At 57.0% G+C, this 26,248-nt stretch carries 27 protein-coding genes and 4 tRNA genes; 23 read left to right on the top strand and 8 right to left on the bottom strand.

The annotated features are described in order from the left end of the window. Positions 1-32 precede the first annotated feature (32 nt). The 7 genes from C1896_14325 to C1896_14295 all read left to right on the top strand — a co-directional run bounded on the left by C1896_14325 (position 33) and on the right by C1896_14295 (position 6,076). The gene (locus C1896_14325; protein ID AZZ45969.1) at positions 33-1,037 is read left to right on the top strand and encodes a low-specificity L-threonine aldolase; all 1,005 of its coding nucleotides are present in this window, start codon (positions 33-35) and stop codon (positions 1,035-1,037) included. A gap of 179 nt (positions 1,038-1,216) precedes the next feature. Beyond that, a complete protein-coding gene (locus tag C1896_14320; GenBank protein AZZ45968.1) occupies positions 1,217-3,841 on the top strand; it encodes an alanine--tRNA ligase in 2,625 nt (874 codons plus the stop codon). A 150-nt stretch (positions 3,842-3,991) separates the two neighbouring features. Further along, positions 3,992-5,227 (top strand): aspartate kinase, encoded by a 1,236-nt coding sequence (locus C1896_14315; protein AZZ45967.1) that lies wholly within the window; start codon positions 3,992-3,994, stop codon positions 5,225-5,227. A 180-nt stretch (positions 5,228-5,407) separates the two neighbouring features. Next, positions 5,408-5,593: a carbon storage regulator gene (gene csrA, locus C1896_14310; GenBank protein AZZ45966.1), complete on the top strand. Its 186-nt coding sequence runs from the start codon at positions 5,408-5,410 to the stop codon at positions 5,591-5,593. A 62-nt stretch (positions 5,594-5,655) separates the two neighbouring features. Beyond that, positions 5,656-5,746, top strand: a tRNA-Ser gene (locus C1896_14305). 109 nt (positions 5,747-5,855) lie between these two features. Further along, positions 5,856-5,932 (top strand) — tRNA-Arg (locus C1896_14300). A 67-nt stretch (positions 5,933-5,999) separates the two neighbouring features. Beyond that, positions 6,000-6,076, top strand: a tRNA-Arg gene (locus C1896_14295). Between the two features lie 49 nt (positions 6,077-6,125). Here the strand turns inward: C1896_14295 and C1896_14290 are convergent. Then, on the bottom strand, positions 6,126-6,617 hold the full coding sequence (locus tag C1896_14290; protein ID AZZ45965.1) for a DUF4124 domain-containing protein: 492 nt from the start codon (positions 6,615-6,617) through the stop codon (positions 6,126-6,128). A 313-nt stretch (positions 6,618-6,930) separates the two neighbouring features. On the opposite strand from C1896_14290, the gene mgtE reads away from it, so the two are divergent. From mgtE to C1896_14270, 4 genes are all read left to right on the top strand, one after another. Then, a complete protein-coding gene (gene mgtE / locus C1896_14285) occupies positions 6,931-8,379 on the top strand; it encodes a magnesium transporter (GenBank protein ID AZZ45964.1) in 1,449 nt (482 codons plus the stop codon). Positions 8,380-8,516: 137 nt separating this feature from the next. Beyond that, positions 8,517-8,759, top strand: coding sequence for an oxaloacetate decarboxylase (locus C1896_14280; protein ID AZZ45963.1), 243 nt, complete (start codon positions 8,517-8,519; stop codon positions 8,757-8,759). 22 nt (positions 8,760-8,781) lie between these two features. After that, positions 8,782-10,563, top strand: coding sequence for an oxaloacetate decarboxylase subunit alpha (oadA, locus tag C1896_14275; GenBank protein ID AZZ45962.1), 1,782 nt, complete (start codon positions 8,782-8,784; stop codon positions 10,561-10,563). Between the two features lie 10 nt (positions 10,564-10,573). Continuing rightward, entirely contained in the window at positions 10,574-11,710 is a 1,137-nt protein-coding gene (locus tag C1896_14270) for a sodium ion-translocating decarboxylase subunit beta (protein AZZ45961.1), read from the top strand. Positions 11,711-11,903: 193 nt separating this feature from the next. Here C1896_14270 and C1896_14265 read toward each other — a convergent pair whose 3' ends face one another. The 3 genes from C1896_14265 to C1896_14255 all read right to left on the bottom strand — a co-directional run bounded on the left by C1896_14265 (position 11,904) and on the right by C1896_14255 (position 12,860). Next, on the bottom strand, positions 11,904-12,230 hold the full coding sequence (locus C1896_14265; protein AZZ45960.1) for an Arc family DNA-binding protein: 327 nt from the start codon (positions 12,228-12,230) through the stop codon (positions 11,904-11,906). Between the two features lie 208 nt (positions 12,231-12,438). Beyond that, positions 12,439-12,627 carry a hypothetical protein gene (locus tag C1896_14260; protein AZZ45959.1) on the bottom strand — a complete coding sequence of 63 codons (189 nt, stop codon included), beginning with the start codon at positions 12,625-12,627 and terminating at the stop codon, positions 12,439-12,441. Positions 12,628-12,659: 32 nt separating this feature from the next. Continuing rightward, positions 12,660-12,860 carry a hypothetical protein gene (locus tag C1896_14255; GenBank protein ID AZZ45958.1) on the bottom strand — a complete coding sequence of 67 codons (201 nt, stop codon included), beginning with the start codon at positions 12,858-12,860 and terminating at the stop codon, positions 12,660-12,662. Positions 12,861-13,120: 260 nt separating this feature from the next. Here C1896_14255 and C1896_14250 point away from each other — a divergent pair. Further along, positions 13,121-13,197 (top strand) — tRNA-Arg (locus C1896_14250). A gap of 625 nt (positions 13,198-13,822) precedes the next feature. On the opposite strand, the gene C1896_14245 is transcribed toward C1896_14250, so the two are convergent. From C1896_14245 to C1896_14230, 4 genes are all read right to left on the bottom strand, one after another. Then, positions 13,823-14,572, bottom strand: coding sequence for a pilus assembly protein PilZ (locus C1896_14245; GenBank protein AZZ45957.1), 750 nt, complete (start codon positions 14,570-14,572; stop codon positions 13,823-13,825). A 73-nt stretch (positions 14,573-14,645) separates the two neighbouring features. Then, positions 14,646-15,116, bottom strand: a complete 471-nt coding sequence (locus C1896_14240) for a flagellar biosynthesis protein FlgN (protein ID AZZ45956.1) — start codon at positions 15,114-15,116, stop codon at positions 14,646-14,648. 44 nt (positions 15,117-15,160) lie between these two features. Further along, positions 15,161-15,490 (bottom strand): flagellar biosynthesis anti-sigma factor FlgM, encoded by a 330-nt coding sequence (gene flgM / locus C1896_14235; protein ID AZZ45955.1) that lies wholly within the window; start codon positions 15,488-15,490, stop codon positions 15,161-15,163. A 104-nt stretch (positions 15,491-15,594) separates the two neighbouring features. After that, entirely contained in the window at positions 15,595-16,347 is a 753-nt protein-coding gene (locus C1896_14230; GenBank protein ID AZZ45954.1) for a flagella basal body P-ring formation protein FlgA, read from the bottom strand. A 169-nt stretch (positions 16,348-16,516) separates the two neighbouring features. Here C1896_14230 and C1896_14225 point away from each other — a divergent pair, with 169 nt between their 5' ends. The 11 genes from C1896_14225 to C1896_14175 all read left to right on the top strand — a co-directional run bounded on the left by C1896_14225 (position 16,517) and on the right by C1896_14175 (position 26,246). Continuing rightward, positions 16,517-17,449, top strand: a complete 933-nt coding sequence (locus C1896_14225) for a chemotaxis protein CheW (GenBank protein AZZ45953.1) — start codon at positions 16,517-16,519, stop codon at positions 17,447-17,449. A 37-nt stretch (positions 17,450-17,486) separates the two neighbouring features. Then, the gene (locus tag C1896_14220; GenBank protein ID AZZ45952.1) at positions 17,487-18,311 is read left to right on the top strand and encodes a protein-glutamate O-methyltransferase CheR; all 825 of its coding nucleotides are present in this window, start codon (positions 17,487-17,489) and stop codon (positions 18,309-18,311) included. Positions 18,312-18,513: 202 nt separating this feature from the next. Next, a complete protein-coding gene (locus C1896_14215) occupies positions 18,514-18,918 on the top strand; it encodes a flagellar basal body rod protein FlgB (protein AZZ45951.1) in 405 nt (134 codons plus the stop codon). Between the two features lie 14 nt (positions 18,919-18,932). Continuing rightward, positions 18,933-19,376, top strand: coding sequence for a flagellar basal body rod protein FlgC (gene flgC / locus C1896_14210; protein ID AZZ45950.1), 444 nt, complete (start codon positions 18,933-18,935; stop codon positions 19,374-19,376). A gap of 18 nt (positions 19,377-19,394) precedes the next feature. Next, positions 19,395-20,075, top strand: a complete 681-nt coding sequence (locus C1896_14205; protein AZZ45949.1) for a flagellar hook assembly protein FlgD — start codon at positions 19,395-19,397, stop codon at positions 20,073-20,075. 31 nt (positions 20,076-20,106) lie between these two features. Next, entirely contained in the window at positions 20,107-21,429 is a 1,323-nt protein-coding gene (locus C1896_14200) for a flagellar hook protein FlgE (GenBank protein ID AZZ45948.1), read from the top strand. 192 nt (positions 21,430-21,621) lie between these two features. After that, positions 21,622-22,362 (top strand): flagellar basal-body rod protein FlgF, encoded by a 741-nt coding sequence (flgF, locus tag C1896_14195; GenBank protein AZZ45947.1) that lies wholly within the window; start codon positions 21,622-21,624, stop codon positions 22,360-22,362. A gap of 46 nt (positions 22,363-22,408) precedes the next feature. After that, entirely contained in the window at positions 22,409-23,194 is a 786-nt protein-coding gene (flgG, locus tag C1896_14190; protein ID AZZ45946.1) for a flagellar basal-body rod protein FlgG, read from the top strand. A 29-nt stretch (positions 23,195-23,223) separates the two neighbouring features. After that, positions 23,224-23,919, top strand: coding sequence for a flagellar basal body L-ring protein FlgH (locus tag C1896_14185; GenBank protein AZZ45945.1), 696 nt, complete (start codon positions 23,224-23,226; stop codon positions 23,917-23,919). 13 nt (positions 23,920-23,932) lie between these two features. After that, entirely contained in the window at positions 23,933-25,036 is a 1,104-nt protein-coding gene (locus C1896_14180; GenBank protein ID AZZ45944.1) for a flagellar basal body P-ring protein FlgI, read from the top strand. Between the two features lie 10 nt (positions 25,037-25,046). After that, entirely contained in the window at positions 25,047-26,246 is a 1,200-nt protein-coding gene (locus C1896_14175; GenBank protein ID AZZ45943.1) for a flagellar assembly peptidoglycan hydrolase FlgJ, read from the top strand. Positions 26,247-26,248: the final 2 nt, after the last annotated feature.

Raw genomic sequence — 26,248 nt, 5'->3', positions numbered from 1 at the left:
GTGATGAATCCATTCGACCAAAGGACCTTGTGATGAGTCTGATTGATCTCCGGAGCGATACGGTCACCCAGCCGACCTTGGGCATGCGCGACGCCATGCTGGGTGCAACCACTGGCGATGATGTGTATGGCGAGGATCCGACGGTCCGCCAGCTGGAACAGACGTTGGCGGCGCAGCTGGGTTTACAGGCTGGATTGTTTGTGCCCAGCGGAACCATGAGCAATTTGTTGGCGCTGATGGCGCATTGTGAGCGGGGCGATGAGTACATCGCTGGGCAGTTGGCGCACGCCTACAAGTACGAAGCCGGCGGTGCTGCAGTGCTTGGCTCGATCCAGCCGCAGCCGATCGAGATGGATCCGGATGGCTCGTTGGATCTGGCGCGCGTCGCGGCGGCGATCAAGCCGGACGACTTTCATTTCGCCCGCACGCGTTTGCTGGCGCTTGAAAACACGATGCACGGCAAGGTCCTGCCGCTCGCCTACCTGGCTGAGGCAAGAGCGTTCACGCATGAACGTGGGCTTGCACTTCATCTAGACGGGGCTCGCTTGTTCAACGCGGTGGTCAAGCTGGGTTGCACCGCTGGAGAGATAGGGCGCCACTTCGATTCGGTGTCGGTGTGTCTGTCAAAAGGCCTGGGGGCGCCTGTCGGTTCGGTGCTCTGTGGTGATGAGTCCTTTATTGTCAAGGCACGGCGATTGCGCAAGATGGTCGGCGGCGGCATGCGCCAGGCCGGAGTGCTGGCCGCGGCAGGCCTCTACGCTTTGGATCATCAGGTCCAACGTTTGGCAGACGACCACCAGCGCGCCAACGACATCGCCGAGGGGCTGCAAGCGCTGGGCTATCGCGTCGAGCCAGTCCAGACCAATATGGTCTACGTTGATATGGGTGACCGCGCAACGTCGCTGAAAGCGCTCTGTGCCGAGCGCGGCATCGTCATCACTGCTGCGCCTCGACTGCGGTTGGTGACGCATTTGGACGTGCTGCCAGAGCATGTCGATCCGATTCTCGAGAGCTTTGCAGCATTCCTCAAAGCATAGGTTCGAATCGCTGTCGAATAGCTTGATTCAATCTTATTTATCCTCTATGCGTGCGGCACAGGGCCGATATAATGCGGCCCTTTGCCGGCTATCCGTTTGGGTAGCTGTGAACCGGCTCCCGGTGCCGCCTCGCCGCGTCGTTTTGCAGCCGTTCGGCCGCAGTCCTCTGGAAGAGATCTATGAAAAGCGCAGAAATCCGTGAAGCCTTCCTCCGCTTCTTCGAAGAGAAGGGCCACACTCGCGTGGCCTCCAGTTCGCTGATTCCCGCGAACGATCCGACACTGCTGTTTACCAACGCCGGCATGAATCAGTTTAAAGACTGCTTCCTCGGGCTGGAAAAGCGCGCCTATACCCGCGCGACCACCAGCCAGAAATGCGTACGCGCCGGCGGCAAGCACAACGACCTGGAGAACGTCGGCTATACCGCACGCCATCACACCTTCTTCGAGATGCTCGGCAACTTCAGTTTTGGCGACTATTTCAAGCGCGACGCGATCACCTTCGCCTGGGAGTTTTTGACGTCCGATAAATGGCTGAGCCTGCCGAAAGAAAAGCTCTGGGTCACCGTCTACGCCAGCGATGACGAAGCCTATGACATCTGGACGAAAGAGGTGGGCGTGCCGGCCGAGCGCATGGTTCGCATCGGTGATAACAAGGGGGCGCCGTACGCGTCTGACAACTTCTGGGCAATGGGTGACACCGGGCCCTGCGGTCCTTGTACCGAGATCTTCTTCGACCATGGCGAACATATCTGGGGTGGCCCGCCGGGTTCGCCAGAAGAAGACGGCGACCGTTACATCGAGATCTGGAATAACGTCTTCATGCAATTCAATCGCACTGCGGATGGCGTGATGCATCCGCTGCCGGCGCCGAGTGTCGACACCGGTATGGGCCTGGAGCGCATCAGTGCGGTGCTGCAACACGTTAACTCGAATTACGAGATCGACCTCTTCCAGAGCTTGCTGAATGCCGCCGCTCAGGCCATCGGTTGCGGCAACGAGGGTCAGGCTTCGCTCAAGGTGGTTGCTGACCACATCCGCTCTTGTGGCTTCCTGATTGCCGACGGTGTGACGCCATCCAATGAAGGACGCGGTTATGTGCTTCGCCGCATCGTTCGTCGCGCCTGCCGCCATGGCAACAAGCTCGGCGCCAAGGGCAGCTTCTTTCACAAGATAGTCGCCGCGCTGGTGGCTGAGATGGGTGACGCTTTCTCCGAGCTGAAAACCCAGCAGGCGCACATAGAGCGCGTGCTGAAAACCGAAGAGGAGCAGTTCGCCAAGACACTGGAGCAAGGTCTGAGGATTCTCGAGCAGGATCTGGCCGATCTTCAGGGGAACGTGATTCCGGGCGAAGTGATATTCAAGCTGTATGACACCTACGGTTTTCCGATGGACCTGACCGGCGACATCGCCCGTGAGCGTGAGCTGACGCTGGACGAAGAAGGGTTCGAACGCGAGATGCAGGCGCAGCGTGAGCGGGCGCGTTCGGCCAGTGCCTTTGGCCTGGACTACAACAGCTTGGTCAAGGTCGAGGGCGAAACGCGTTTCACGGGTTACCTCGGTACATCCGGCAGCGGTAAGGTGCTGGCGCTGTTCAAAGAAGGCATGGCGGTGCAGAGCCTGTCGGCGGGCGAGGAGGGCGTGGTCGTGCTCGACCAGACGCCGTTCTACGCCGAGTCAGGTGGGCAGGTGGGCGATTGCGGATACCTCTCGGCGGACGGTCTGCGCTTCGATGTGCGTGACACCAGCAAGGCCGGCGGTGCGTTCCTGCACCACGGCATTCTGGACAGTGGCAGCCTGCAGGTCGGTGCGACCGTCGAAGCTACGGTCGACGCATCAGTACGTCAGTCCACTGCGTTGAACCACTCTGCGACTCACCTCCTGCACGCGGCACTGCGCCAGATTCTCGGTGAGCATGTCAGTCAGAAAGGGTCATTGGTTGACAGTCAGCGGCTACGCTTCGACTTCAGCCATTTCGAGGCGATTAAGCCTGAACAGTTGAAGGCCCTGGAAGACAAGGTCAATGCCGAAATTCGCGGCAACACGGCAGTGGAGATCGAGGAAACCGACATCGAAACTGCTAAGAGCAAAGGCGCTATGGCCCTGTTTGGCGAAAAGTATGGGGACCAGGTGCGCGTATTGACCATGGGGGGCGGCTTCTCAGTCGAGCTGTGCGGCGGAACTCACGTCAAGCGTACTGGAGACATCGGTCTGTTCAAGATCATCAGCGAAGGTGGTGTGGCTGCGGGTGTGCGACGCATTGAGGCAGTTACTGGCGAGCAGGCGCTGGCCTATCTGAACACTGCCGAAGAGCAGCTGAAAGAAGCAGCTTCGCTGGTCAGGGGCACTCGCGACAATGTGCTGGACAAGCTGGGCGCCGTCCTCGAGCGCAATCGGCAGTTGGAAAAGGAACTCGAGCAGCTCAAGGCCAAAGCGGCCAGCGCCACCGGCAATGACCTAGCCAGTTCCGCTGTCGAGGTGAAGGGCGTCAAAACCCTGGCCGCGCGCGTGGATGGCCTGGATGGCAAGGCGCTTCTGGCATTGGTCGATCAACTGAAGAACAAGCTTGGCAGCGGCGTCATTCTGCTCGGTGGCGTGCAGGATGAAAAAGTCGTACTGGTCGCTGGTGTCACGCAGGATCTCACCGGCCGTTTGAAGGCCGGCGATCTCATGAGACAGGCTGCTGCAGTTGTTGGTGGCAAAGGTGGTGGTCGCCCGGATATGGCGCAAGGCGGTGGGAGCGACGCGAATCGCCTCGACGAAGCATTAGCCATTGCCGCGGCGTTCGTCGAGCAGGGCGTGTAGCAGGAGCGTGTCAGGTTGGGTTGGTCGCGATGGGCTGTTCGTCTGGTGACCACCTAGGTCAGCGGCTGGTCCGGTCGCTGTCCGTAGGCATTTTGTGGTGCTGGGTTGATTGTTTAATAAGCGCCCTTGACGGGCTTAGGCGGCGATGAGATGGCTTTGATCGTACAGAAGTTTGGAGGTACCTCGGTGGGCTCCGTCGAGCGCATCGAGCAAGTGGCGGCGAAGGTCAAAAAATTCCGTGATAACGGAGACGACATTGTCGTGGTGGTCTCGGCCATGAGCGGTGAAACCAACCGACTGATCGATCTTGCCAAACAGGTCAGCGAACAGCCGGTCGCCCGCGAGTTGGACGTAATGGTGTCGACGGGCGAGCAGGTCACTATCGCTCTGCTCGCGATGGCGCTGATGAAGATCGGCGTCCCAGCGGTGTCCTATACGGGTGCCCAAGTCCGCATCCTGACCGACAGTGCCCATACCAAAGCGCGCATCCTGCAGATTGATTCGCAGCAGATTCAGAAGGAGCTCAAGGCCGGGCGAGTCGTGGTCGTGGCCGGATTCCAGGGCGTGGATGAAGCCGGCAATATCACCACGCTTGGCCGTGGCGGTTCAGACACTACCGGTGTGGCTCTCGCTGCAGCGTTGAAGGCAGACGAGTGCCAGATCTATACCGATGTCGATGGGGTTTACACGACCGATCCTCGCGTCGTTGCCAAGGCGCAGCGCCTGGACAAGATTACCTTTGAAGAAATGCTTGAGATGGCAAGTCTCGGGTCGAAAGTGTTACAGATTCGCGCCGTGGAATTCGCAGGTAAATACAGCGTTCCGTTGCGCGTGTTGCATAGTTTTCAAGAGGGTCCAGGAACCCTCATTACCCTTGATGAAGAGGAATCCATGGAACAGCCCATCATTTCCGGCATCGCTTTCAATCGTGATGAAGCCAAGCTGACCATTCGTGGTGTGCCGGATACCCCCGGGGTGGCCTTCAAGATCCTTGGCCCGGTCAGTGCGGCCAATGTCGAGGTGGACATGATCGTGCAGAACGTCGCGCACGATAACACCACGGATTTCACCTTCACTGTCCACCGGAACGATTACCATAACGCGCTGCAAGTGCTGGAAGGTATCGCCCGCGACATGGGCGCCCGCGAGGTCATTGGTGATATCGACATCGCCAAGGTATCGATTGTCGGCGTAGGTATGCGCTCTCATGCGGGCGTCGCGAGTCGGATGTTTGAGGCACTGGCGAAGGAGAACATCAACATACAGATGATCTCTACCTCTGAAATCAAGGTCTCGGTAGTGATTGAGGAAAAATACCTGGAATTGGCGGTACGGGCATTGCACACCGCATTCGAGCTGGATGCTCCCGCTGGCAAGGGGGAATGACGCGCTGACTGCGGACTGATTCGAGCCTTCCGTCGTTTTCGCCGGGGGCAAAGGAACTTTAGAGTCGTTGTTACTGGTCAATAGCTGGTGAAAGGCTCTAGGTCGATGTTTCACGGAACATTATCCGTCTTTATCTTTGCAGACTGTTTACTGAATTGAATCCGTTTTAAGGAGAAAGGAATGCTGATTCTGACTCGCCGGGTCGGAGAGACCCTGATGGTGGGTGACGATGTGACTGTCACTGTACTGGGTGTCAAAGGAAATCAAGTGCGTATAGGAGTGAATGCACCCAAAGAGGTAGCGGTGCATCGCGAGGAGATTTATCAACGGATCCAGAAAGAAAAAGATCAAGAACCAAGCCATTAATATTTATGTGATTTTTGGCTTTGCAAGCGGGGCGAAGATGGGTATCATGCGCCCCGTGTTGCGGAGAGGTGGCCGAGTGGCCGAAGGCGCTCCCCTGCTAAGGGAGTACATCTCAAAAGGGTGTCGGGGGTTCGAATCCCCCCCTCTCCGCCATTTTGCATGATTGGTTTGTGGGTCGGTTTTAGCGGTGCGGTTTGATAAAAAACATTGAACCAAAAAGCTTGACCACCGAGTTCACAAACTTATAATGCGCACCCTCAGTGCACTCATAGCTCAGCTGGATAGAGTACTCGGCTACGAACCGAGCGGTCGGAGGTTCGAATCCTCCTGAGTGCACCATATTGTCGGATCTCAGAAATGTGGTTCGTGTTGTAGCCAGCGGTGACCTGGTTTATCAATCGCCTTTGCACTCATAGCTCAGCTGGATAGAGTACTCGGCTACGAACCGAGCGGTCGGAGGTTCGAATCCTCCTGAGTGCACCAAATCGGAAAAGGGTCTGCAGCGATGCAGACCCTTTTTTCGTTTGGGGAGTTAGCGTTTCCCCCGAACGCAGCCGTTTTCATCGAAGGTGACGGTGCGTGTCCTGCCCTTATCGTTGCTGTAGCGGTACTGCATCTGGCCATTGCGAGTGGCCACCGTGTCGGGTGTGCCGAAGGTGCTCTCGATATCGGTGCGGGTCATGCCGGGATGAATCTGCTTTTTGATCAGCGCATCTCGCCTTGCGCTCCCGGTTATGCGGTTTCCGCATCCATCATCCTGTGCGCCTACAACGGTAAGGCTTCGCGCCGACTCTTTTTTTGACGTCTTACGTCGTCCTTTAGATTTGGCCAGAGGTACGGCTTTGCCGGAACTGGGTGTGGGATTCGCTGCCTCCTGAATCTGAGCGGTCTGATCGATCGGGCATCCCTGTCGAGTAAACGTGAGGTTCCCTGCGGCGTCACTGCAGCGATAGATGCTTGCAGCAAACGTTGGGGCGGTGGAGAGGAGAAGGGCACAGCAGCTTCCTGCGATCAGTTTGTTCATAGTCGTCCTCCTTGACGATGGGTCGAACCAGCCTAGCCAAATACCGCTTGGCTCGCAGCGGTGCCTTTCCGCAACGTGAATGCGTCCACATTGATAGCGCGATCCTTCGGTGGCGACGCGCAAGCGATTGTATTGCCTGTATTTCGCGGTCGTGCATCACAGTTGCGGTGGTATTATTGCGCGGTCCGCCCGTTTGGGCTTCTGGATCCGCCTCATGGATTTGCCCAGTAGTCGTATAAAACCCTCGCTTGCCAATCACGTTTTGAATGATTGATCCCCTGGCGCGCTCCAACCGCTGGGGGTGGAGTGCGCCATGACTGAAGTTGAAGCAAAAAAGCCGCAGGAAAGTCTCCAGGATCGTCTGGCGCAGGTCGTCGAGTTGCTCCACCGGCACAGGATCGTCGAGGATCTGGCGCATCGTCAGAGTCAGGAAGGGCAGCATCAGGATCTTGTCGAAAACCTGGTGCATCGTCAGAACCTCGTCGAACTGCAGCGCAAGCTGGAGGCGCTGCACCCCGCTGACATCGCGCATATCCTCGAAGCTTTGCCCCTTGATGACCGCCTGACGGTCTGGCAGCTGGTCAAGTCCGATCGCGATGGCGATATCTTGCTCGAGGTTTCCGACGCGGTCCGCGAGACGCTGATCGCCGACATGGACGATCACGAGCTCCTCGCTGCTGCCAAGGAAATGGACGCCGACGAACTGGCGGATCTGGCGGCCGAGTTGCCTCGAGACGTCGTTCACGAGCTAATGGAAACGCTGGATGCGCAACAGCGTGAGCGTGTCCGCTCGGCCTTGTCTTACGAGGAAGATCAGGTTGGCGCTCTGATGGACTTCGAGATGGTCACGATCCGCGAGGACGTAAGCCTTGAAGTGGTGCTGCGCTACCTGCGACGGCTGAAGGAGCTGCCCGGTCATACTGACAAGTTATTCGTAGTCGATTACGACGGCGTGCTCAAGGGCGTTCTACCCATCAAGCGATTGCTGGTCAATGATCCGGAGCGGCATGTGGCCGAGGTGATGGCCAGTGATCCAGTGACATTCCATCCGGATGAGGATGCGTATGAGGCGGCTCAGGCATTCGAGCGCTACGACTTGGTTTCGACACCGGTAGTAGACAAAAGCGGCAAGCTTATCGGGCGCCTGACCATCGACGAGATGGTTGACCTGATCCGTGAGGAGAGCGAAAGCGAAGTGCTCAATATGGCGGGTCTGCGCGAAGAAGAAGACATCTTCGCCTCGGTCTGGAAATCGCTGCGTAACCGTTGGGCCTGGCTTGCAGTCAATCTCATCACTGCCTTTGTTGCCTCGCGTGTGATCGGCCTATTCGATGGCTCGATCGAGAAGCTAGTTGCATTGGCTGCGCTGATGCCGATAGTCGCTGGCATTGGCGGCAATTCAGGCAATCAGACCATCACCATGATTGTCCGAGCAATGGCTCTGGACCAGATGGGTACCGGCAACAGTGCTCGCTTGCTGCGCAAGGAGGCTGGTGTTGGGATGCTGAATGGCTTGATATGGGGTGGGGTTATCGGTGTCGTGGTCTACTGGCTGTACGGCAGCTGGTCGTTGGGTGTGGTGATGACTGCGGCGATGACGCTCAATCTTTTGCTGGCGGCCTTGATGGGCGTGCTGATTCCGGTGACTTTGGCGCGAATGGGGCGAGACCCGGCGCTGGGTGCCAGTGTCATGATTACTGCCGTTACCGACAGTGGCGGTTTCTTTATTTTTCTCGGGCTCGCAACAATTTTTCTTCTCTGACTCGTTCCGCCTGCGTCGACTTGGCGTTTGCCTTGCGCCTGTTGTTCGGGCTACTGTTCTGAGGTTTCGCACTAGCGAAGGCCCTAACTCGAAGCGAATAACAGGCGGCTTGAGCCGCTGATAGAAAGGGAATCCCGATGACCCCCAGCGAACTCCTCCTAGAAGGCGTCGAACTTATGCTGTTCGGCTTAGGTTCCGTTTTTGTCTTCCTCGTGTTGTTGATTGCTTGCATTCGCCTGATGTCTTTTGTGATCGGCCGCTTCGACAGTGCGCCCACCGCTCAGTTGGCTTCCAGCGAACCCGCCGTGGCTGAAGTGGATGCCGATCTCATTACGGCAATCCAGACCGCTATCCATCAGCACCGCGCTCGTCGTGGTTGATTCAGAACAGGGAGTTCCCTTCATGACATCTGTCAAACAGCCGCTCGGCATTACCGATGTGGTGCTTCGTGATGCGCATCAATCCATTCTGGCTACCCGCGTTCGCCTTGAAGACATGCTACCGATTGCCGGCAAGCTCGATCAGGTTGGCTTCTGGTCGGTCGAGTCCTGGGGCGGGGCAACCTTTGATTCTTGCATTCGTTATCTGGGCGAAGATCCCTGGGAGCGCATCCGCGAACTGAAGAAGGCGATGCCCAACACTCGGCAGCAAATGCTGCTGCGTGGCCAGAACCTGCTGGGCTATCGGCATTACGCCGATGATGTGGTTGAAAAGTTCGTCGAGCGAGCTGCGGCTAACGGCGTCGATGTGTTCCGTGTGTTCGATGCGATGAACGATCCACGCAACCTGGAAACCGCTCTGCGCGCGGTCAAGCTGCAGGGCAAGCATGCGCAAGGTACCATTTCCTACACCACCAGCCCGGTGCATACCCTGGAAATGTGGGTCGACCTGGCCAAGCAGATCGAGGACATGGGTGCCGACTCGGTGGCGATCAAGGACATGGCCGGCATTCTCACGCCGTATATGGCCTATGAGCTGGTCTCGCGCTTGAAGGCAAGCCTGTCCATTCCGATCCATATGCAGTGTCACGCCACGGCGGGCCTTTCCACAGCTTCCATTCTCAAAGCGGTCGAGGCGGGGATCGATAATGTCGATACAGCCATTTCCTCCCTCTCAATGACCTATGGACATTCGCCAACCGAGTCGGTGGTGGCGATTTTCCAGGGCACCGAGCGCGATACCGGGCTCGATCTGCTGCTGCTGGAAGAGATCGCTGCGTACTTCCGCGAGGTGCGCAAGAAGTACGCAAAGTTCGAAGGCACGCTCAAGGGTGTTGACTCGCGCATCCTTGTGGCTCAGGTGCCGGGTGGCATGCTGACCAATATGGAAGGCCAATTAAAGGAGCAGGGCGCACTCGACAAGTTCGATGAGGTGCTCGCCGAGATTCCTCGCGTGCGTGAAGATCTCGGGTTCATTCCGTTGGTAACGCCGACCTCGCAAATCGTCGGTACCCAGGCCGTCATCAACGTGCTCACCGGTGAGCGCTTCAAATCTATTACCAAGGAAACCGCAGGCATCCTCAAGGGCGAGTACGGAGCGGCACCAGCCCCGTTCAATGTCGAACTGCAGCAGCGCGTCCTCGACGGTGCAGATGTCATCACCTGCCGCCCGGCCGACCTGCTGCAGCCGGAAATGGAGAAGCTAACGGCCGAGCTTAAGGGGTTGGCGCAGGAAAAAGGCATCAAGCTGGCCGAGAACGAGATTGATGACGTCCTCACCTATGCGTTGTTTCCTCAGATCGGCCTTAAGTTCCTTGAAAACCGAGGCAATGCCTCTGCTTTCGAACCGGTGCCGACCGGCAAGGAGCAAGCGCCACGGGAGGCGGGCGTACCCGAGGTCTACACCGTCGAAGTCAACGGCAAGTCCTTCGTAGTTCAGGTCAATGAAGGCGGTGACATAGAGGGCATCAAGGCTATTGGCAGTGGCTCCGCCGCCCCGTCGACGGTCGCTAGCGCGCCGGCGTCTGGTACAGGCGAACCTCAACCGGCTCCGTTAGCTGGCAATATCTTCAAGGTTCTCGTGCAGCCCGGTCAGCTGGTTCAGGAAGGAGATCTGGTGATCATCCTCGAAGCCATGAAGATGGAAACTGAAATCCGTGCGTTCAAAGCCGGTACCGTTTCAGGTGTGAACGTCAAGGTCGGCGACGCGGTGTCGGTGGGCGATAGCCTGCTGACCATCGCTTAAGGAGCGCTGCATGGATAAGTTGCTCAAGCTGTGGCACAGCACTGGTCTTTATCATATAGAGCCCGGTCAGCTGCTGATGATCGTGGTGTGTCTGGGGCTGATCTATCTGGCGATTCGCAAGGGGTTCGAACCTTTGCTGCTGATCCCAATCGGATTTGGCGGCGTGCTTGCCAATATTCCCGTTGCCAACATGGCCGAGGGTGCGGGCATCCTCCACCTGTTCTATGAAGTGGGTCTGCCGACCAGTGTGTTCCCGTTGTTGATATTCATGGGCGTCGGCGCCATGACAGACTTCGGTCCAATGCTGGCTAACCCCAAGACTTTGCTGCTCGGTGCGGCGGCGCAATTCGGTATCTTCGCCACCTTGCTTGGTGCCCTGTCGCTTGCGGCAATGGGGGTTCCGGGGATGGAATTCACACTGCGTGAGGCTGCTTCGATTGCGATCATTGGCGGTGCAGACGGCCCCACTTCAATCTTCGTGACGGCAAAGCTCGCTCCGCATCTGCTGGGGCCGATCGCTGTCGCGGCCTACTCTTACATGGCGCTGGTTCCGTTGATTCAGCCACCCATCATGCGAGCGCTGACGACCAAGGAAGAACGCGCCATTGTCATGACGCAGCTGCGCCATGTCGGTCAGGCAGAAAAGATCGTCTTTCCGCTCATGCTTGCTCTGATGGTGGGTTTGCTACTGCCGGATGCCGCGCCGCTAGTAGGCATGTTCGCCTTTGGTAACCTGTTGCGCGAGTGCGGGGTCGTGGATCGTCTGGCCGACACCTCGCGTAACGCGCTGATCAACATCGTGACCATCGCGTTGGGGCTGACTGTTGGCTCTAAGCTGTCCGCCGAAGCCTTTCTGCAGATGAAAACCCTTGGGATCTTGCTGCTTGGAATGGTTGCCTTCTGTGGCGGTACGGCGGCGGGCGTGCTGATGGCCAAGGTCATGAACATGTTCAGCGCGAACAAGATCAACCCGCTGATTGGGTCGGCCGGCGTTTCGGCAGTGCCAATGGCGGCGAGAGTATCGAACAAGGTCGGGCTTGAGGCGAATCCTCAGAACTTCCTGCTCATGCATGCCATGGGCCCGAACGTAGCGGGGGTGATTGGCTCGGCTGTTGCGGCGGGCGTTCTGCTTAGCTTTGTAGGCTAACGCCACTGCTGATGCGTGGCGTGGGAAAGAGGCACGAGAAAATGCCTACGCTGATAAGGCGTAGGCATTTTCGTTTCATGTTGCTGGTAAATCCACCCTATCGCCAAGGTGGCTAACAATGCGTCTTACCAAATGCAAACCGCCCTGTCGTGCTGTCAGGGCGGTTTGCGCTAGTCGTCAGCACTGAACGGATTCAATCTTCTTCTTTCGCAGCTTCGGCATCCTGCGCGATAAGGGCGATCAGTGCGTTTTGCTGACGGTGGGCCAACTGGCGAAAGCGTTGCAGCAGTTCGCGCTCATGCAGCGACAGTTCCGGGCTGTCCAGGCGCATTGCGGAATCGTCATCAAGCGCACCTTCTTGAAGAAGGCTTTGCTCTAGGCGTGCAATGATCTCGGAGTTCATGCTTCGATGGTGGTTCCGCGCAACCTCTGCAATGCGCTCTCGCATTCCGTCTGGGAGCCGAACCACGAATTTGTCAGCCGTACGGCTGGAGTAAACTGCCTGCTTCATTGGGCGCATATTAAACCGGTTAGTCAGGTGGGCGATGGTGGCTTATTGCCGTTCTAGTCACCGGTCTGACACCAAACAGCACATGCTGTTCCACGACCTGCGAAAAAGATGCTGGACAACTTAATGACGCCAATTATACGGCGACAAAAGCAGGAGTAAAGGCTCTGTGGTGGCCAATAGCCTTTATTGTGATCCAGCGCTTATCTCGTCTGCGTCGCTAGCGCAGCACTGGGTCGAATTTGATTCGCCGACCTAGCAGCAGCGTAATCGTAAACAGCACCGCGAATAGCACTGTGCCGCCTGTGACAAGCGTATCCCAGAACTCAGGAAGGGTTGAGCCGATACTCAGGGCGCCGCACAGTATGCCAAGCGCAAGGAATAGATATCCGTAAATAGACATTTTCATCTCCGATAAAGCCTGCACGCAGCCATCTTGGTCTAGAAAATCCAGCGCTGTGCCTGAGCGGGCTTGCTTTGCGCGCTGCTGCTAATGGTGCTTGCCGGCACAGAAAGCCTAGGTGTCGTCACCTGAGAGGGGTTCGATGCTGTCTTCATAAGGTCCGTCGGCATGGTCTCAAGCAGCGGAATTGCGACAGCGGCCAAAAGGGCGGTACTGAGTAGGTAGGCTGGGCGTGGCATCGGCGTCTCCTTCGCGTTACGGTCAGGTAATTAAGCACCTCTCGTGCCAACAGGTTGTTGTTAAATAACCGTTATATATCAATGACTTATCAGTGATTTTCAAATTTGACCAATGCGCTTTGCAAGATTTCCGGTTCTCGTTCATGCAAAATGCAATGGGTGGTGTGTGCTGTCATGGTTAGCCATTGGTCGTTGCTGCTTTATAAGTGGGGCGGGCATGACAAACGAGCCAATGCTCGCTAACATGCTGCCGCCCGCGTGTCCCAGTAGCTCAATTGGATAGAGCATCCCCCTCCTAAGGGGAAGGTTGTGAGTTCGAACCTCGCCTGGGACGCCACATGGGAGCATTCATCCACCTGGCCTAGATGGACAGCTCCTGCAGTCATTGCCTTTAGGTCTGCTTCGATGGCACATCTCCGTGCGGATTGAAGCCGGCTTCGGCCCCTCCGTTCCGGTCTATCCTCACAACTGCCGCTTAGTGCTGGATCTACGTACCTACTGCAGTGTCACAGCTGCACGGACGCTCGGCGGCTCCATAACGGACCGCGAACCAGCGGGTCCTTTCACGCTGTTGGCATGTTTCGGAGAAGGCGTGCCATTGCCATCGTCTCTGCTGCCACCGATCGGGTCGATCTCTGTCTCAGCCGACTACAGACGCCATCGACACGTACCGAGTGCCCGATAGCTCAGGCCTTCCAAGGTGGTCTGGACGTGCGGGGACGCGTTTGCGGGGGGCATTTGAAGATAGGCGCCAGGCATCACACTGGCTCAATATTCGAGCCTCTAGCTAATCACACCGTGCATAGGGTCAGCTATCAATACGAGCCGGTGTTTTGCGCTGTCGTTTTCTATGCGCAGGCTGACTCGCCGTTTGCTTTGGTCGCGAGCTGATGAGTAGGTGCCGGGTAGAGAGGGGGGGTAGCTTTTGATGAGCGCCGACCAGTAGCGTGCGTGTTGCTGTATCAACTAAACCGGTCGGTCACCTGATCACGTCGGGCTTCGCGTTGTAGCTGATAGACGAACCGTTCAACCTGTCTCTGCGTTAAACCGCTGATTCGGTGGAAGCGTATCCCGCAGAACGTCAGATCAAGTTTCTCATCGTAGATAACGTGGCGCAGCTCAGCTGCGGTTGTTATGGCGCCGAAAGGCAAGTCTACGGAAAGTTGATCATAGACTTGGCCGGACTTTAGGCCAGCTTGTAGATTCCCTGGGAAGCTCAGCTTGCAACCTGTTGCAGACATGTCCAGGACTTTGCCCACCAGCGGTTTCCTGATCGTCCTTCCGTTCAGTTGCGCTGCGATTGGCTGCCCGCTCAGTGTGGCGCGATAGGCGTTTCGCCGCTGGTGATAGAGAATTTCGTCTGGCAGGTGAGCCCAATAGCAGCGCGCATCGTCCAATTCGCCAAGATGAACCGGATGGGGATTATTCCAGGCAATTCGCACGCCCTCGTAAAAGCCTTCTATTTGGAAAGCTTCTCCTGACGCCATTAGTCGCTCACCATCGCTAGGTATCAGCTCGTCTAACGCAAGCCAGCCCTTTTCGCGGTTTATCTCTACCAGGTAAGTCTGGTACCGCTGAGCGCGCTCGGCAAAACGGACCTGCAGTGGGATATGGTTATCCAGCAGGGGGCGTAAATTTGCCTGAATTTCGACTGGAGTCTTGAGTATCTGAGGGGGCTGAGGGCCTTCTCCCTCGGCGAAAGGACTAGACACTTGGCGTTGCTCTCCGGCATGTAACGACGACAGCCCAATGATAGCACTTTGATGCTATCCGGCTGCGGATGGTTCAGGCCTGGCTGAGCGGGCGATGAGGAGTGCTTTTGGCTGCAGCTCCCCGGCGATCATAAACGTCCGGGGTCTGGGAGGTGCCTTGCAGTATTTGCAGCATGGTGCCTACGGCGCTCTGGTTGGCCCGGATAAGCTTGCCATTGCGTTCATTGGCTTTGCGGCAGTCCTCAAGGATGATCTCCAGCTGTTCTGCCTGGGCAAGGATCTCGCCGCCTATCTCTGAAGCTGCGGCAAACTGTGCCAAGCCGTTCCGGTCGGCGCTCAGCTGTGCCCTAGCTAATGCCTGGCTGCGTAGTGTGCCATGTTGGCCCAAAAGTGCCAGCAGTGCTTGCTTTTGCGTGAGCAGCTGCTCCAGTCCACCGAGATTACGCTCAGAGAGCGCCAGATATTCCGCGTCGGTGAGCTCGCGTAGCGTTCTGGCGGTGTCGATATCGTTGGTCAGCTGCTGGAGCAATTCGGAATCTAGCATAGTGGCCTCTGTTGCACTCACGCCCGCTCGCATTGGTGTCAGGCTCAGCGCTGGCTTTCGAACGACAGTAGCTTCGACGCCACTCGCTGGCTGTCCACCTGATAGCTACCATCGGCGATTGCCTGCTTGATCTGAGCAACACGCTCTTGATCAACGGCGGGCTGCTGGTTCAACTTCTCGGTGGTCTGCTGCAGGCGCTGGGCTTCGGGGCTCAGCTGAACGCTCTCCCCCGATACCGGGCTGTTGCCGGTGGTCTTTGCTTCGTCAGTGGAGGGCTGCTGAGCCGTTGGTCGCTCAGTGTTCTGGACGTTGCTGCTACGCCCATTGCTGGTTGAATTGACGGCGCTGTTGGGCCGATTGAAATCGATAACCATGATCGAAACCTCGAATAAGTCAGGACGCTTGCCTGCTTTTCGGCAAATCCAAATAAAACTTTAGTCTTTTTTCATATGGGCGGCTGGCGTAGCGGCGCCCGACTTCACATTGCGACTTCTACCTGCCCGGGACCAACGACGCGGGCTTTGATGGTTCGTCCGGAGCGCTGGTTTTTGACTCTGATCTGAGAGCCAAGCGCGCCGTCGGACAGCGCCTCACCAGGCATTCTTACATTTATCGTAGAGTTTTTCGCGCTGATTACCACCTGGTCGCCTTTTCGGACTATTTCAGCTGCGGATAAGTAGGTTGGAGATAGCACCTGGTCGGGGAGGGCGCTGCGGGTAATCTTATTGCCCAGCACTTGGTCGAACGAGGTCAGATAGCCTTGATTCAGCAAGCTGACGTCGCGCTCGGCAAGGGTGACATCGGCTAGCTCTACGACACTCTCTCGGGCCAGGGGTCGTTTGGCTACGATTACCTCGCGGAACAAATGGACCTGTGCAGGGACGAAAACGGACCAGGGCGAAGTAGCTTCACAGCTAACCCGCACGGTAATGCGACCAACGGGTTGTGCCGGGCTTTCGAGTCTGGTCGTCAATTCTTGATCGCAGGCCGCTAGCCGTAGGCGCGGGTCCAGTCTGTTCAGCTCGATCTCGTAGCGCGCCTGAATTTGACTACGCTGTAAATAGTCAGTTACTTCCTGCTCAAGAAAAGCGCGGGTCGCGTCGATAAGCTGTTCAGGTCGCGTAAAGCTTGCTGAGTCAGCCAACTGGCTGAGCCCGCACAGAGTCGCCAATAGAAACGTTTGGAAAAGCGTCTTGCACGGATGCCGGAAAAAAGTCGTCTGTCTGCTCATGTCTTGGTTGAAGCAAGGGGCGTGCCGTTTGCTGGTCGCTCAGAAACTGACTGAACAGGCGAGGCAGGTATTTTTGCAAACCCGTGTTGGTAATGCATGCCACTTCAGCGCCAGATAGTCTGAGCTACAGATGTCTGCCCGCCCATCTCACACGCAAGAGGAAACTGGCATGGCCGGTGTATTGGATTCGGTTAACCAGCGTACGCAGCTGGTGGGACAGAACCGTTTGGAGCTGCTGCTGTTCAGACTGGACGGCAAACAGCTTTATGGCATCAACGTGTTCAAGGTCAAAGAGGTGCTGCAGTGCCCTCGGCTCACGGTCATGCCTCGGTCGAGCCCGGTGGTGAGGGGGGTGGCAAACATTCGGGGAAGTACGCTTTCTATCCTCGATCTGTCCGCTGCTACCGGAAAGCCAGTGCTACAGGATTTGCCGAATAGCTTTGCCATCATTGTCGAATACAACACCAAGGTGCTTGGTTTTCTGGTCCGCTCGGTGGAGCGGATAGTCAACATGAACTGGGAAGATATTCTTCCGCCGCCTAAGGGTGTTGGGCACGACCATTATTTGACGGCCGTGACTCATGTAGATCAACAGATGGTAGAAATCATCGACGTTGAAAAGATACTCGCCGAAGTGGCGCCGGTGTCCGAAGTGCTCTCGGTCAGCATTGCGGACGAGGCAACCAGTAACAAGGCCTCAACCAGCCGGGTATTGATTGTCGATGACTCGTCTGTGGCGCGAAAGCAGATCATGCGTTGTCTACAAAATCTGGGAATCGAGGTCGTTGCGCACAATGATGGGCGGCAGGCGCTCACCTATCTGCGGAAGCTTGTAGCGGACGGCAAGAAGCCGTCTGACGAATTCATAATGATGATTTCCGATATCGAAATGCCAGAAATGGATGGTTACACCCTGACGACGGAGGTTCGTCAGGATCCGTCTATGCGTGATATGCATATTCTGCTGCATACTTCGCTTTCCGGTGTGTTCAACCAGAGCATGGTCAAGCGGGTCGGAGCGGACGATTTTCTCGCCAAGTTTCAGGCAGATGATCTGGCCAATCGAGTGATAGAGCGGATCCGGACTACGGATAAGAATTGAGGCTTCGTCCTCTTAATATGACTGGTGGGCATTATTAGTGTCAGGTGATCCGGATTTCGATCAGTTCCGAATATTCCTCGAGAAGACGTGCGGCATTCTGCTGGGCAGCAACAAGCAATACCTGGTGTCCAGCAGGTTGAACAAGCTTATGGAGCAACAAGGGCTCAAAACGCTTGGCGATTTGGTCAGGAAGATTCAGTCCCAGCCACGTAGCGGCCTGCGCGAGCAGGTCGTGGACGCCATGACAACCAACGAGACGCTCTGGTTTCGTGACACCTATCCTTTTGAGGTGATGAAAAACCGCGTTCTGCCTGAGCTGCTGAAAAACGCGCCGGGACAGCGCTTGCGTATCTGGTCGGCGGCTTGTTCATCGGGGCAAGAGCCTTACTCGCTGTCGATGACCATCGACGAGTACGAGCGCAGTAGTCCTAGCCAGCCGAAAACGGCAGTTCAGATCGTGGCTACTGAGTTGTCAGGCGCCATGCTTGCTGCATCGAAGGCAGCCGAATATGACAGTCTCGCTATCGCTCGAGGTTTATCCAGTGAGCGGCTGCAGCGTCATTTCGAGGTGAAAAGCCCGGGTCGTTGGGTGGTTAAGCCGGCAATTCGTAGTCGTGTTGAGTTTCGGGTGCAGAACCTTCTCGACAGCTATGCAGTGCTCGGCAAGTTCGATGTGGTGTTCTGCCGCAACGTGCTGATTTATTTTTCTGCTGATGTAAAGAAAGACATCCTCAAACGAATCCACGCGACGTTGAAGCCAGGCGGATACCTCTTTCTGGGAGCATCAGAAGCGCTGAACGGTCTTCCTGAGCTGTATCAGATGGTGCAATGCAGCCCGGGCATCATCTACAAAGCAAAGTAATGGTTAATTCATAGCAAAAGGCGGCAGGAATCTGTCGCTGTGGGCTGGATGAGCGGCAAAAACATAGGTCACGCTTTGCCGCTTTTGACGCCTAGGCCAATCCACTCTTCGTAAAAGTCTTATAGATCAGTCAGTTGCTGAAATGGCATGGGCTTTGCTGTAAGTTTGCTAAGCAGACTTGTACCCGGCAAAGGGCTAGATCATGAGCATCAGTTTCGACAAGGCACTCGGCATCCATGAGAAGGCGCTCGGTTTTCGCGCTCAGCGTGCCGAGGTGCTTGCCAACAACATTGCCAACGCTGACACCCCTAACTACAAAGCGCGTGATCTGGATTTCAGCTCGGTGCTTGCTGCGCAAAACAGCAAGAACCAGGGCGGATTCGGCGTGGCCGTGACCAGCAGCAAGCATATTGCCGCCGAAGGCATGGAGATTGCCGATCCCGGCTTGCGTTTCCGCACGCCGGCGCACGCTTCGCTCGATCAAAACACTGTTGATGCCCAGGTTGAGCAAGCGGCCTATGCCGAGAATGCTATCGACTTTCAGGCAAGTTTCACCTTGCTCAACAGTAAATTCCGGGGGCTCATGAGCGCCCTGCGCGGCGAATAAAAGGAGCAAAAACCATGTCCCTCAGCAGTGTATTCAGCATCGCCGGCAGCGGCATGAGTGCCCAGAGCACTCGTCTCAACACCATTTCCAGCAACATTGCTAACGCCGAAACGGTGTCGTCTAGCGTCGATCAGACTTATCGCGCGCGTCACCCCGTGTTCGCAACCGTGCTGCAGCAGGCCAACGGGTCGCCGAACGAGTCGTTGTTCGCTGAGCAGGACCAGGCAGGGGCAGGCGTGCAGGTGCTGGGAGTGGTGGAAGACCAGAGCGAACTGCAAGCCCGGTACGAGCCCAGCCATCCGGCGGCGAATGCCGAAGGCTACGTGTATTACCCGAACGTCAATGTCGTTGAAGAAATGGCCGACATGATTTCCGCCAGCCGGTCGTTTCAAACCAATGCTGAGCTGATGAATACAGCCAAAACCATGTTGCAGAAAGTACTGACCCTGGGCCAGTAACCACTACGAGATATAGCCATGAGCACGACAGGCGGCGTCAGCGGTACCGGCTCGGTACTTGACCAATACCAGATCAAAGATCGCGAAGTAAAAAGCAACGACCTCGGCAAAAACGAGTTTCTCGAGTTGCTGGTTACTCAGCTGAACAACCAGAACCCGCTGGAGCCGCAAGAGAACGGTGAGTTCATCGCGCAGCTGGCACAGTTCAGCACCGTTGAAGGTGTGGAAAAACTGAACTCGAGCATGGAAACCATGCTGTCCGGGTATCAGTCATCCCAGGCGCTGCAAGCATCGTCACTCGTCGGCCGCAAAGTAATCGTGCCAACCGATAAAGCCGTTGTGGATACCAGCGAAACCTTCAAGGCCAGCATCGTTCTCCCGACAACCAGCAGCAACGTGGCGGTCAACGTCTATGACAGCGCCGGTACGGTAGTGAATCGGATCAACATGGGTCAGCAGGAAGCTGGCAATGTTTCGTTTATGTGGGATGGCAAAGACTCGAGCGGCAAAACCTTGCCGCCGGGTACTTATCGATTCGAAGCACAAGCCACTTATCAAGGCGAGACGAAGGGGTTGTACACCTTGCTTCCTGCCAACGTAGACAGCGTCACTCTCGGACAAAACGGCGGTGAGCTTCAGCTCAATCTGGCCGGTGTCGGCAGCATCGGGCTATCTCAAGTCCAGGTTATCGGTCAGTAACTACCGGCGCGCCCGGTAACAGGAGCAATTCATGTCGTTCAATATCGGCCTTAGCGGCATGCGTGCCGCCAGCAAAGACCTCAATGTCACGGGTAACAACATTGCCAACGCTGGCACGGCGGGCTTCAAGCAGTCCCGTGCTGAGTTCGCGGATGTTTACGCGTCTTCAGTGCTAGGCACTGGCAAGAATCCTCAGGGCAGCGGGGTGCTTCTTGCAAACGTGTCGCAGCAGTTCAATCAGGGCAACATCAACTACACCCAGAACGCGCTGGACCTCGCTATCAACGGCAACGGCTTTTTCCAGGTTAGCAACAACGGTGCGTTGAGTTACACCCGCGCCGGCTATTTCGGAACGGACAAGGAAGGCAATCTGGTCGACAACTTTGGCTATAATCTTCAGGGCTACTCGGTCGACGACAACGGTAATATCCAGACTGGCCAAGTGAGCGACCTGAAGATTCAGACGGCCAGCCAAGAGCCCAAGGCCACTACTAAAGTAGTCCAGGGATTCAACCTGAACTCGACCAACGTTCAGCCGGTAAACACGCCGTTCAACCCGGCTGACCCGCTGAGCTATAACTCGTCCACCTCGACCAACATTTATGACCAGCAAGGTAACGCGCACGTGATGACGCAGTACTTTGTGAAAACCCCGACTGATGGCGCGACTCCACCTAACGACACGCCGAACACATGGACGATGCATGTGCTCATTGACGGCCGCAACCCTCAACAGCCAGCTGATGCGGACCCGGTTGTCGCAACAACGCCTAGCTCTACTCAGCTGACCTTTACTCCGTCCGGAGCGTTGCTCACCCCGACCGGAGGGATTACGCCTGTGGCCGGCTGGCAGCCTGCAGTCAAGAATACCGATGGCACCTGGGCGCTGAACAATGCCGCACCGGCAGGCGGCCTGGACGTAACGGTCGACATGCGTGGATCGACCCAGTACGCCAGCGCCTTCGCCGTCAACAGTGTGAGCCAGGATGGGTACACGACCGGAGAGCTAGCCGGCCTCGAGATCAGCGAAACCGGCGCCATCTTTGCTCGCTACACGAACGGCCAGTCCAAAGTACAGGGCCAGATCATTCTCGCCAACTTCGCCAACGTTCAGGGGCTCACTCCGGTCGGTAAGACGCAGTGGGTGCAGTCCTTCGAGTCGGGCGAGCCCGTGCGCAACCCGCCTGGTAGCGGCACCCTCGGTTCCCTTCAAGCCGGCGCACTGGAAGATTCCAACGTCGAGCTTTCAGATCAGCTCGTCAACCTGATCGTGGCGCAGCGCAACTACCAGGCGAACGCCAAGACCATCGAAACAGAAAGCGCGATTACCCAGACGATCATCAATCTGCGGTAATTGCTACCTAGCACTGCGCGGGGTGGCGGGAAACTGCCGCTTCGTTTTCAGAAGGCCCTTCGGGGCCTTTTTTTTGTAAACAAAAATCTTTTATTTCAAAGGCTTAAGCCTGATTTCAATGTTTGGCACATGGCTTGCTTTGTTTCGCTACATAAGTCTGATTAGTGTCAATTCGAGTGCAGCGGAGGTTCCATGGACAAGATGCTTTATGTGGCGATGACGGGAGCGAGCCAGAACGCTCAAGCCCAGCAGGCGCATGCCAACAACCTGGCAAACATCTCGACCACGGGCTTCCGGCGTGACTTCGAGCAGGCGCGCTCCATGCAGGTCTTTGGCGACACTTTTCCAGCACGTGTGTATGCCATGACCGAGCGGCCGGGTACGGACTTCAGCTCCGGCACCTTGCAAGAGACAGGTCGGGATCTGGACGTTGCGATCGAAGGGGATGGCTGGATTGCCGTGCAGGCGCCTGACGGCAGCGAAGCCTATGCCCGTACTGGCAGCCTGAACATCGACACACTAGGCATGCTCCGGACCGGCGATGGTTTGCCGGTACTCGGCAACGCCGGGCCGATTGCCGTGCCGCCGGAAGAGAAAGTGGAGATCGGCGCTGACGGCTCAATCAGCATCCGTGCGCTGGGTGAAGATCCGAACGTAGTGGTAACCGTCGATCGTCTCAAGTTGGTCAACCCTGATCTCAAACAGCTGGAAAAGGGCACCGACGGCCTTATACGTATGAAGAATGGACAGCCTGTCGAGGCTGACGCCGCGGTTCGTGTGACCTCAGGCTTCCTTGAGGCAAGTAACGTCAACGCTGTTGCCGAGATGACATCGATGCTGGCCCTGTCCCGGCAGTTCGAGCTGCACGTGAAAATGATGCGTACTGCCGAAGAAGATGGTGCCGCTGCGGCCCGAGTCTTGCAGATCAGCTAATTAAACTAGTCGGCGCGACCAGATTCCGGCGCCATAGGAGAACGACATGCTTCCAGCACTGTGGGTGAGTAAGACCGGTCTGTCCGCGCAGGATATGAACCTGACCACCATTTCCAACAACCTGGCGAACGTCTCGACCACCGGCTTCAAGAAAGATCGGGCTGAGTTCCAGGACTTGCTATATCAGATCCGCCGCCAGCCTGGTGGCCAGTCCAGCCAGGACAGTGAGCTGCCATCGGGTCTGCAATTGGGTACCGGTGTGCGGATCGTCGGTACGCAGAAGCAGTTCACCGCCGGCAGTCTGCAGACCACCGAACAGCCGCTCGACATGGCAATCAACGGCCGTGGCTTCTTTCAGGTGCTGCTGCCCGACGGCACGGTTTCCTACTCGCGTGACGGCAGTTTCCATCTGAATGCTGAAGGCCAGATCGTGACCTCGAACGGTTACTCACTGGAGCCGGCGATTGTCGTGCCGCCGGAAACGCAGACATTCACCGTAGGCGAGGACGGCACTGTTTCCGTCACAACGCTGGGTAACCCGGCACCACAAATCATTGGCAACATCCAGACCGCTGACTTCGTAAACCCGGCTGGTCTGCAGGCGATGGGCAGCAACCTGTTTCTGGAAACCGCCGCAAGCGGTGCGCCACAAGTCAGTACACCTGGTCTCAATGGCCTGGGTACCGTGCTGCAAAACACCTTGGAAAACTCCAACGTGAGTGTGGTCGAGGAACTGGTGAACATGATCACCACTCAGCGCGCCTATGAGATGAACTCGAAAGTCATCTCCACGGCCGACCAGATGCTGTCCTTTGTTACCCAGCAGCTTTAACCGCTGTCAGCCGCTGGATTGAGGTGAATATGCGCCGCTTGTTGATTGTCCTTCCGCTGGTGTCCGCCGTGATTGTGTCTGGTTGCATGGCGCCAGCTCCGAAGCCTAACGATCCTTACTACTCGCCAGTTCTGCCGCGCACACCGCTGCCTGCTGCGCAGAACAACGGGGCGATCTACCAGGCGGGCTTCGAGACTAATTTCTACGACGACCGGAAGGCCTACCGCGTTGGCGACATCATCACCGTCACGCTCAACGAGAAGACACAGGCCAGCAAAAATTCAAACTCGAAAATCTCCAAGGACAGCAGTGCCAACATCGGCCTTGGTTCCCTGTTTGGCGGCGCTGTTTCGATGGCCAATCCGCTGACCGACAACAAGATGACGTTGGGCGCTGAGTATGAAGCGGCGCGTGATACCTCTGGTTCTGGTCAGGCCGGGCAGAGCAACAGTCTCTCCGGTTCGATCACAGTGACCGTCTCGGACGTGCTGCCTAACGGCATCCTAGCGATCCGTGGAGAAAAATGGATGACGCTCAATACGGGCGATGAGCTGGTGCGAATTGCCGGTTTGGTACGTTCGGACGATATCGCCACCGACAACACCGTCCCGTCGACCCGTATCGCTGATGCCCGTATTACCTACTCTGGCACCGGCGCTTTCGCTGATGCCAGCCAGCCAGGTTGGCTGGACCGTTTCTTCATCAGCCCGTTGTGGCCGTTCTAAGCAGGTGCAGGCAATGAAACTGTTCAGCTCGATTCTGATTGCCTTGCTTTGCTTTGCAGTGCTTCCCGCCCATGCCGAGCGGTTGAAGGACATCGCCTCCATTCAAGGCGTACGTAGCAACCAGCTGATCGGTTACGGTCTTGTGGTTGGTTTGAACGGCAGCGGCGACCAGACGACCCAAACGCCTTTCACGGTGCAGACCTTCAATAACATGATGGCGCAGTTTGGTATCAAGGTGCCCGCGGGCGGCAACGTTCAGCTGAAAAACGTGGCGGCTGTGTCGATACACGCCGAGCTTCCGCCGTTCGCCAAGCCGGGCCAGACGATTGATATCACCGTTTCGTCGATCGGTAACGCCAAAAGCCTGCGCGGCGGCAGTCTGTTGATGGCACCGCTTAAAGGGATTGACGGAAACGTCTACGCCATTGCCCAGGGCAACCTGGTGGTTGGTGGTTTCGATGCGGGCGGCGCGGATGGTTCGCGGATCACCGTCAACATCCCGTCGGCCGGTCGGATCCCTGGAGGGGCGACTGTGGAGCGGCCAGTGCCGAGCGCATTCAACCAGGGTACGACCCTGACGATGAATCTCAATCGCCCCGACTTCACTACCGCCAAGAACGTTGTCGATCATATCAATGAGCTGCTCGGCCCAGGCGTGGCTCAGGCACTCGATGGTGGCTCGATCAGCATCACGGCACCGCTGGATCCAAGCCAACGTGTGGATTACCTGTCCATCCTGGAAAATCTGGAAGTGGACGTGGGTCAAGCGGTCGCAAAGGTCATCATCAATTCGCGCACCGGCACCATCGTGATCGGTCAGAACGTCCGAGTTCAACCTGCAGCTGTTACCCACGGCAGCCTGACGGTGACCATTTCGGAAGACCCGCAGGTGAGCCAACCGAACCCGCTTTCGGACGGCCAGACAGTCGTCGTCCCTAACTCCAAAGTGAAGGCGGAGCAGGAGGCCAAACCGATGTTCAAGTTCGGCCCTGGCACCACGCTCGATGAAATCGTCCGCGCCGTGAATCAGGTAGGTGCTGCCCCCAGCGACCTGATGGCGATCCTCGAAGCGCTCAAGCAAGCCGGTGCGCTGCAAGCCGACCTGATCGTTATCTGAGGAACGGGACATGGAAAATCGTCTGGGACTGGGTCGTCGTACCCCTGATAGCGGTAGTTACTCCGACCTCAACCGGCTGAACCAGCTCAAGGTTGGCAAGGACCGCGACGGCGCCGAGAACGTGCGCAAGGTCGCTCAGGAGTTCGAGTCCTTGTTCATGAACGAGATGCTCAAGTCGATGCGTTCGGCCACCGAGGTCATGGCGAAGGACAATCCGTTCAACAGCCAGGCCAGCAAGCAGTACCAAGATATGCATGACCAGCAGCTCTCAGTCACGCTGTCCAAGGAAGGCGGTGGCATAGGGCTGGCCGATGTACTGATTCGCCAGTTGAGCAAGGATCAGAAACCTGTCGAGAAGCCTAATCCGTTCGCACAGGTTGCACAGACTGAAGGTGCCAAATGGTCGAGCAACCCTAACGCCAACACGACGCTCGCTAAGGTTGACCCAGCCCGTAACGATACCCAGCTGCTCAACCAGCGTCGTCTGGCCCTGCCGGGCCGTCTGGCCGAGCGGGCGCAGGCGGATGTCGCTGCCGCGAGTCCCCAGGCCGAGCAAGCAAACCAAGCGGGAGTGACTCAGCCGTTGGTCAATCTCGACTGGAAGCCAGCCACCGCTTTCGCGGCGCCCAAAGAAGCAGCTTTGACCATCAATGGCGTCGAAGCGAGCGCCCCGAGCGCCCCGAGCAAGACGCGCTTCAGCTCTCCGGCTGAATTCATTGCGACCATGTTGCCCATGGCAGAAAAAGCAGCCAAGCGTCTCGGCGTAGAACCGCGTTTCCTCGTGGCCCAGGCTGCGCTCGAGACAGGTTGGGGCAAGTCGATGATCAAGCAGAAAGACGGCAGCAACAGCCACAACCTGTTTGGTATTAAGGCTAATGGCTGGAGCGGGGAGTCGGCGAAAGTCACCACGACCGAATACGTAAACGGCAAAGCGACCAAGCAGGTAGCCGGGTTCCGGGCTTACGACTCGTTTGAGCAGAGCTTCAACGATTACGTCCGGCTGTTGGAGAACAACGAGCGCTATAAGCCCGCGATCCAGGTCGCCAGCGTCTCTGGTGACTCCGAGCGTTTCGTCAACGAATTGCAGCGGGCCGGGTATGCAACCGATCCTCAGTACGCGAATAAGATCAATCAGATCGCCCGTAAGGTGCAGACCTATCAGGCTATCGCTGACGCCAGCACGTCGCCCGCAATGCGGACTAGGGGTTAAAC

The organism is Pseudomonadaceae bacterium SI-3, from assembly GCA_004010935.1.
Taxonomy (GTDB): domain Bacteria; phylum Pseudomonadota; class Gammaproteobacteria; order Pseudomonadales; family Pseudomonadaceae; genus Stutzerimonas.
This window is presented reverse-complemented; position numbering and strand designations above follow the sequence as displayed.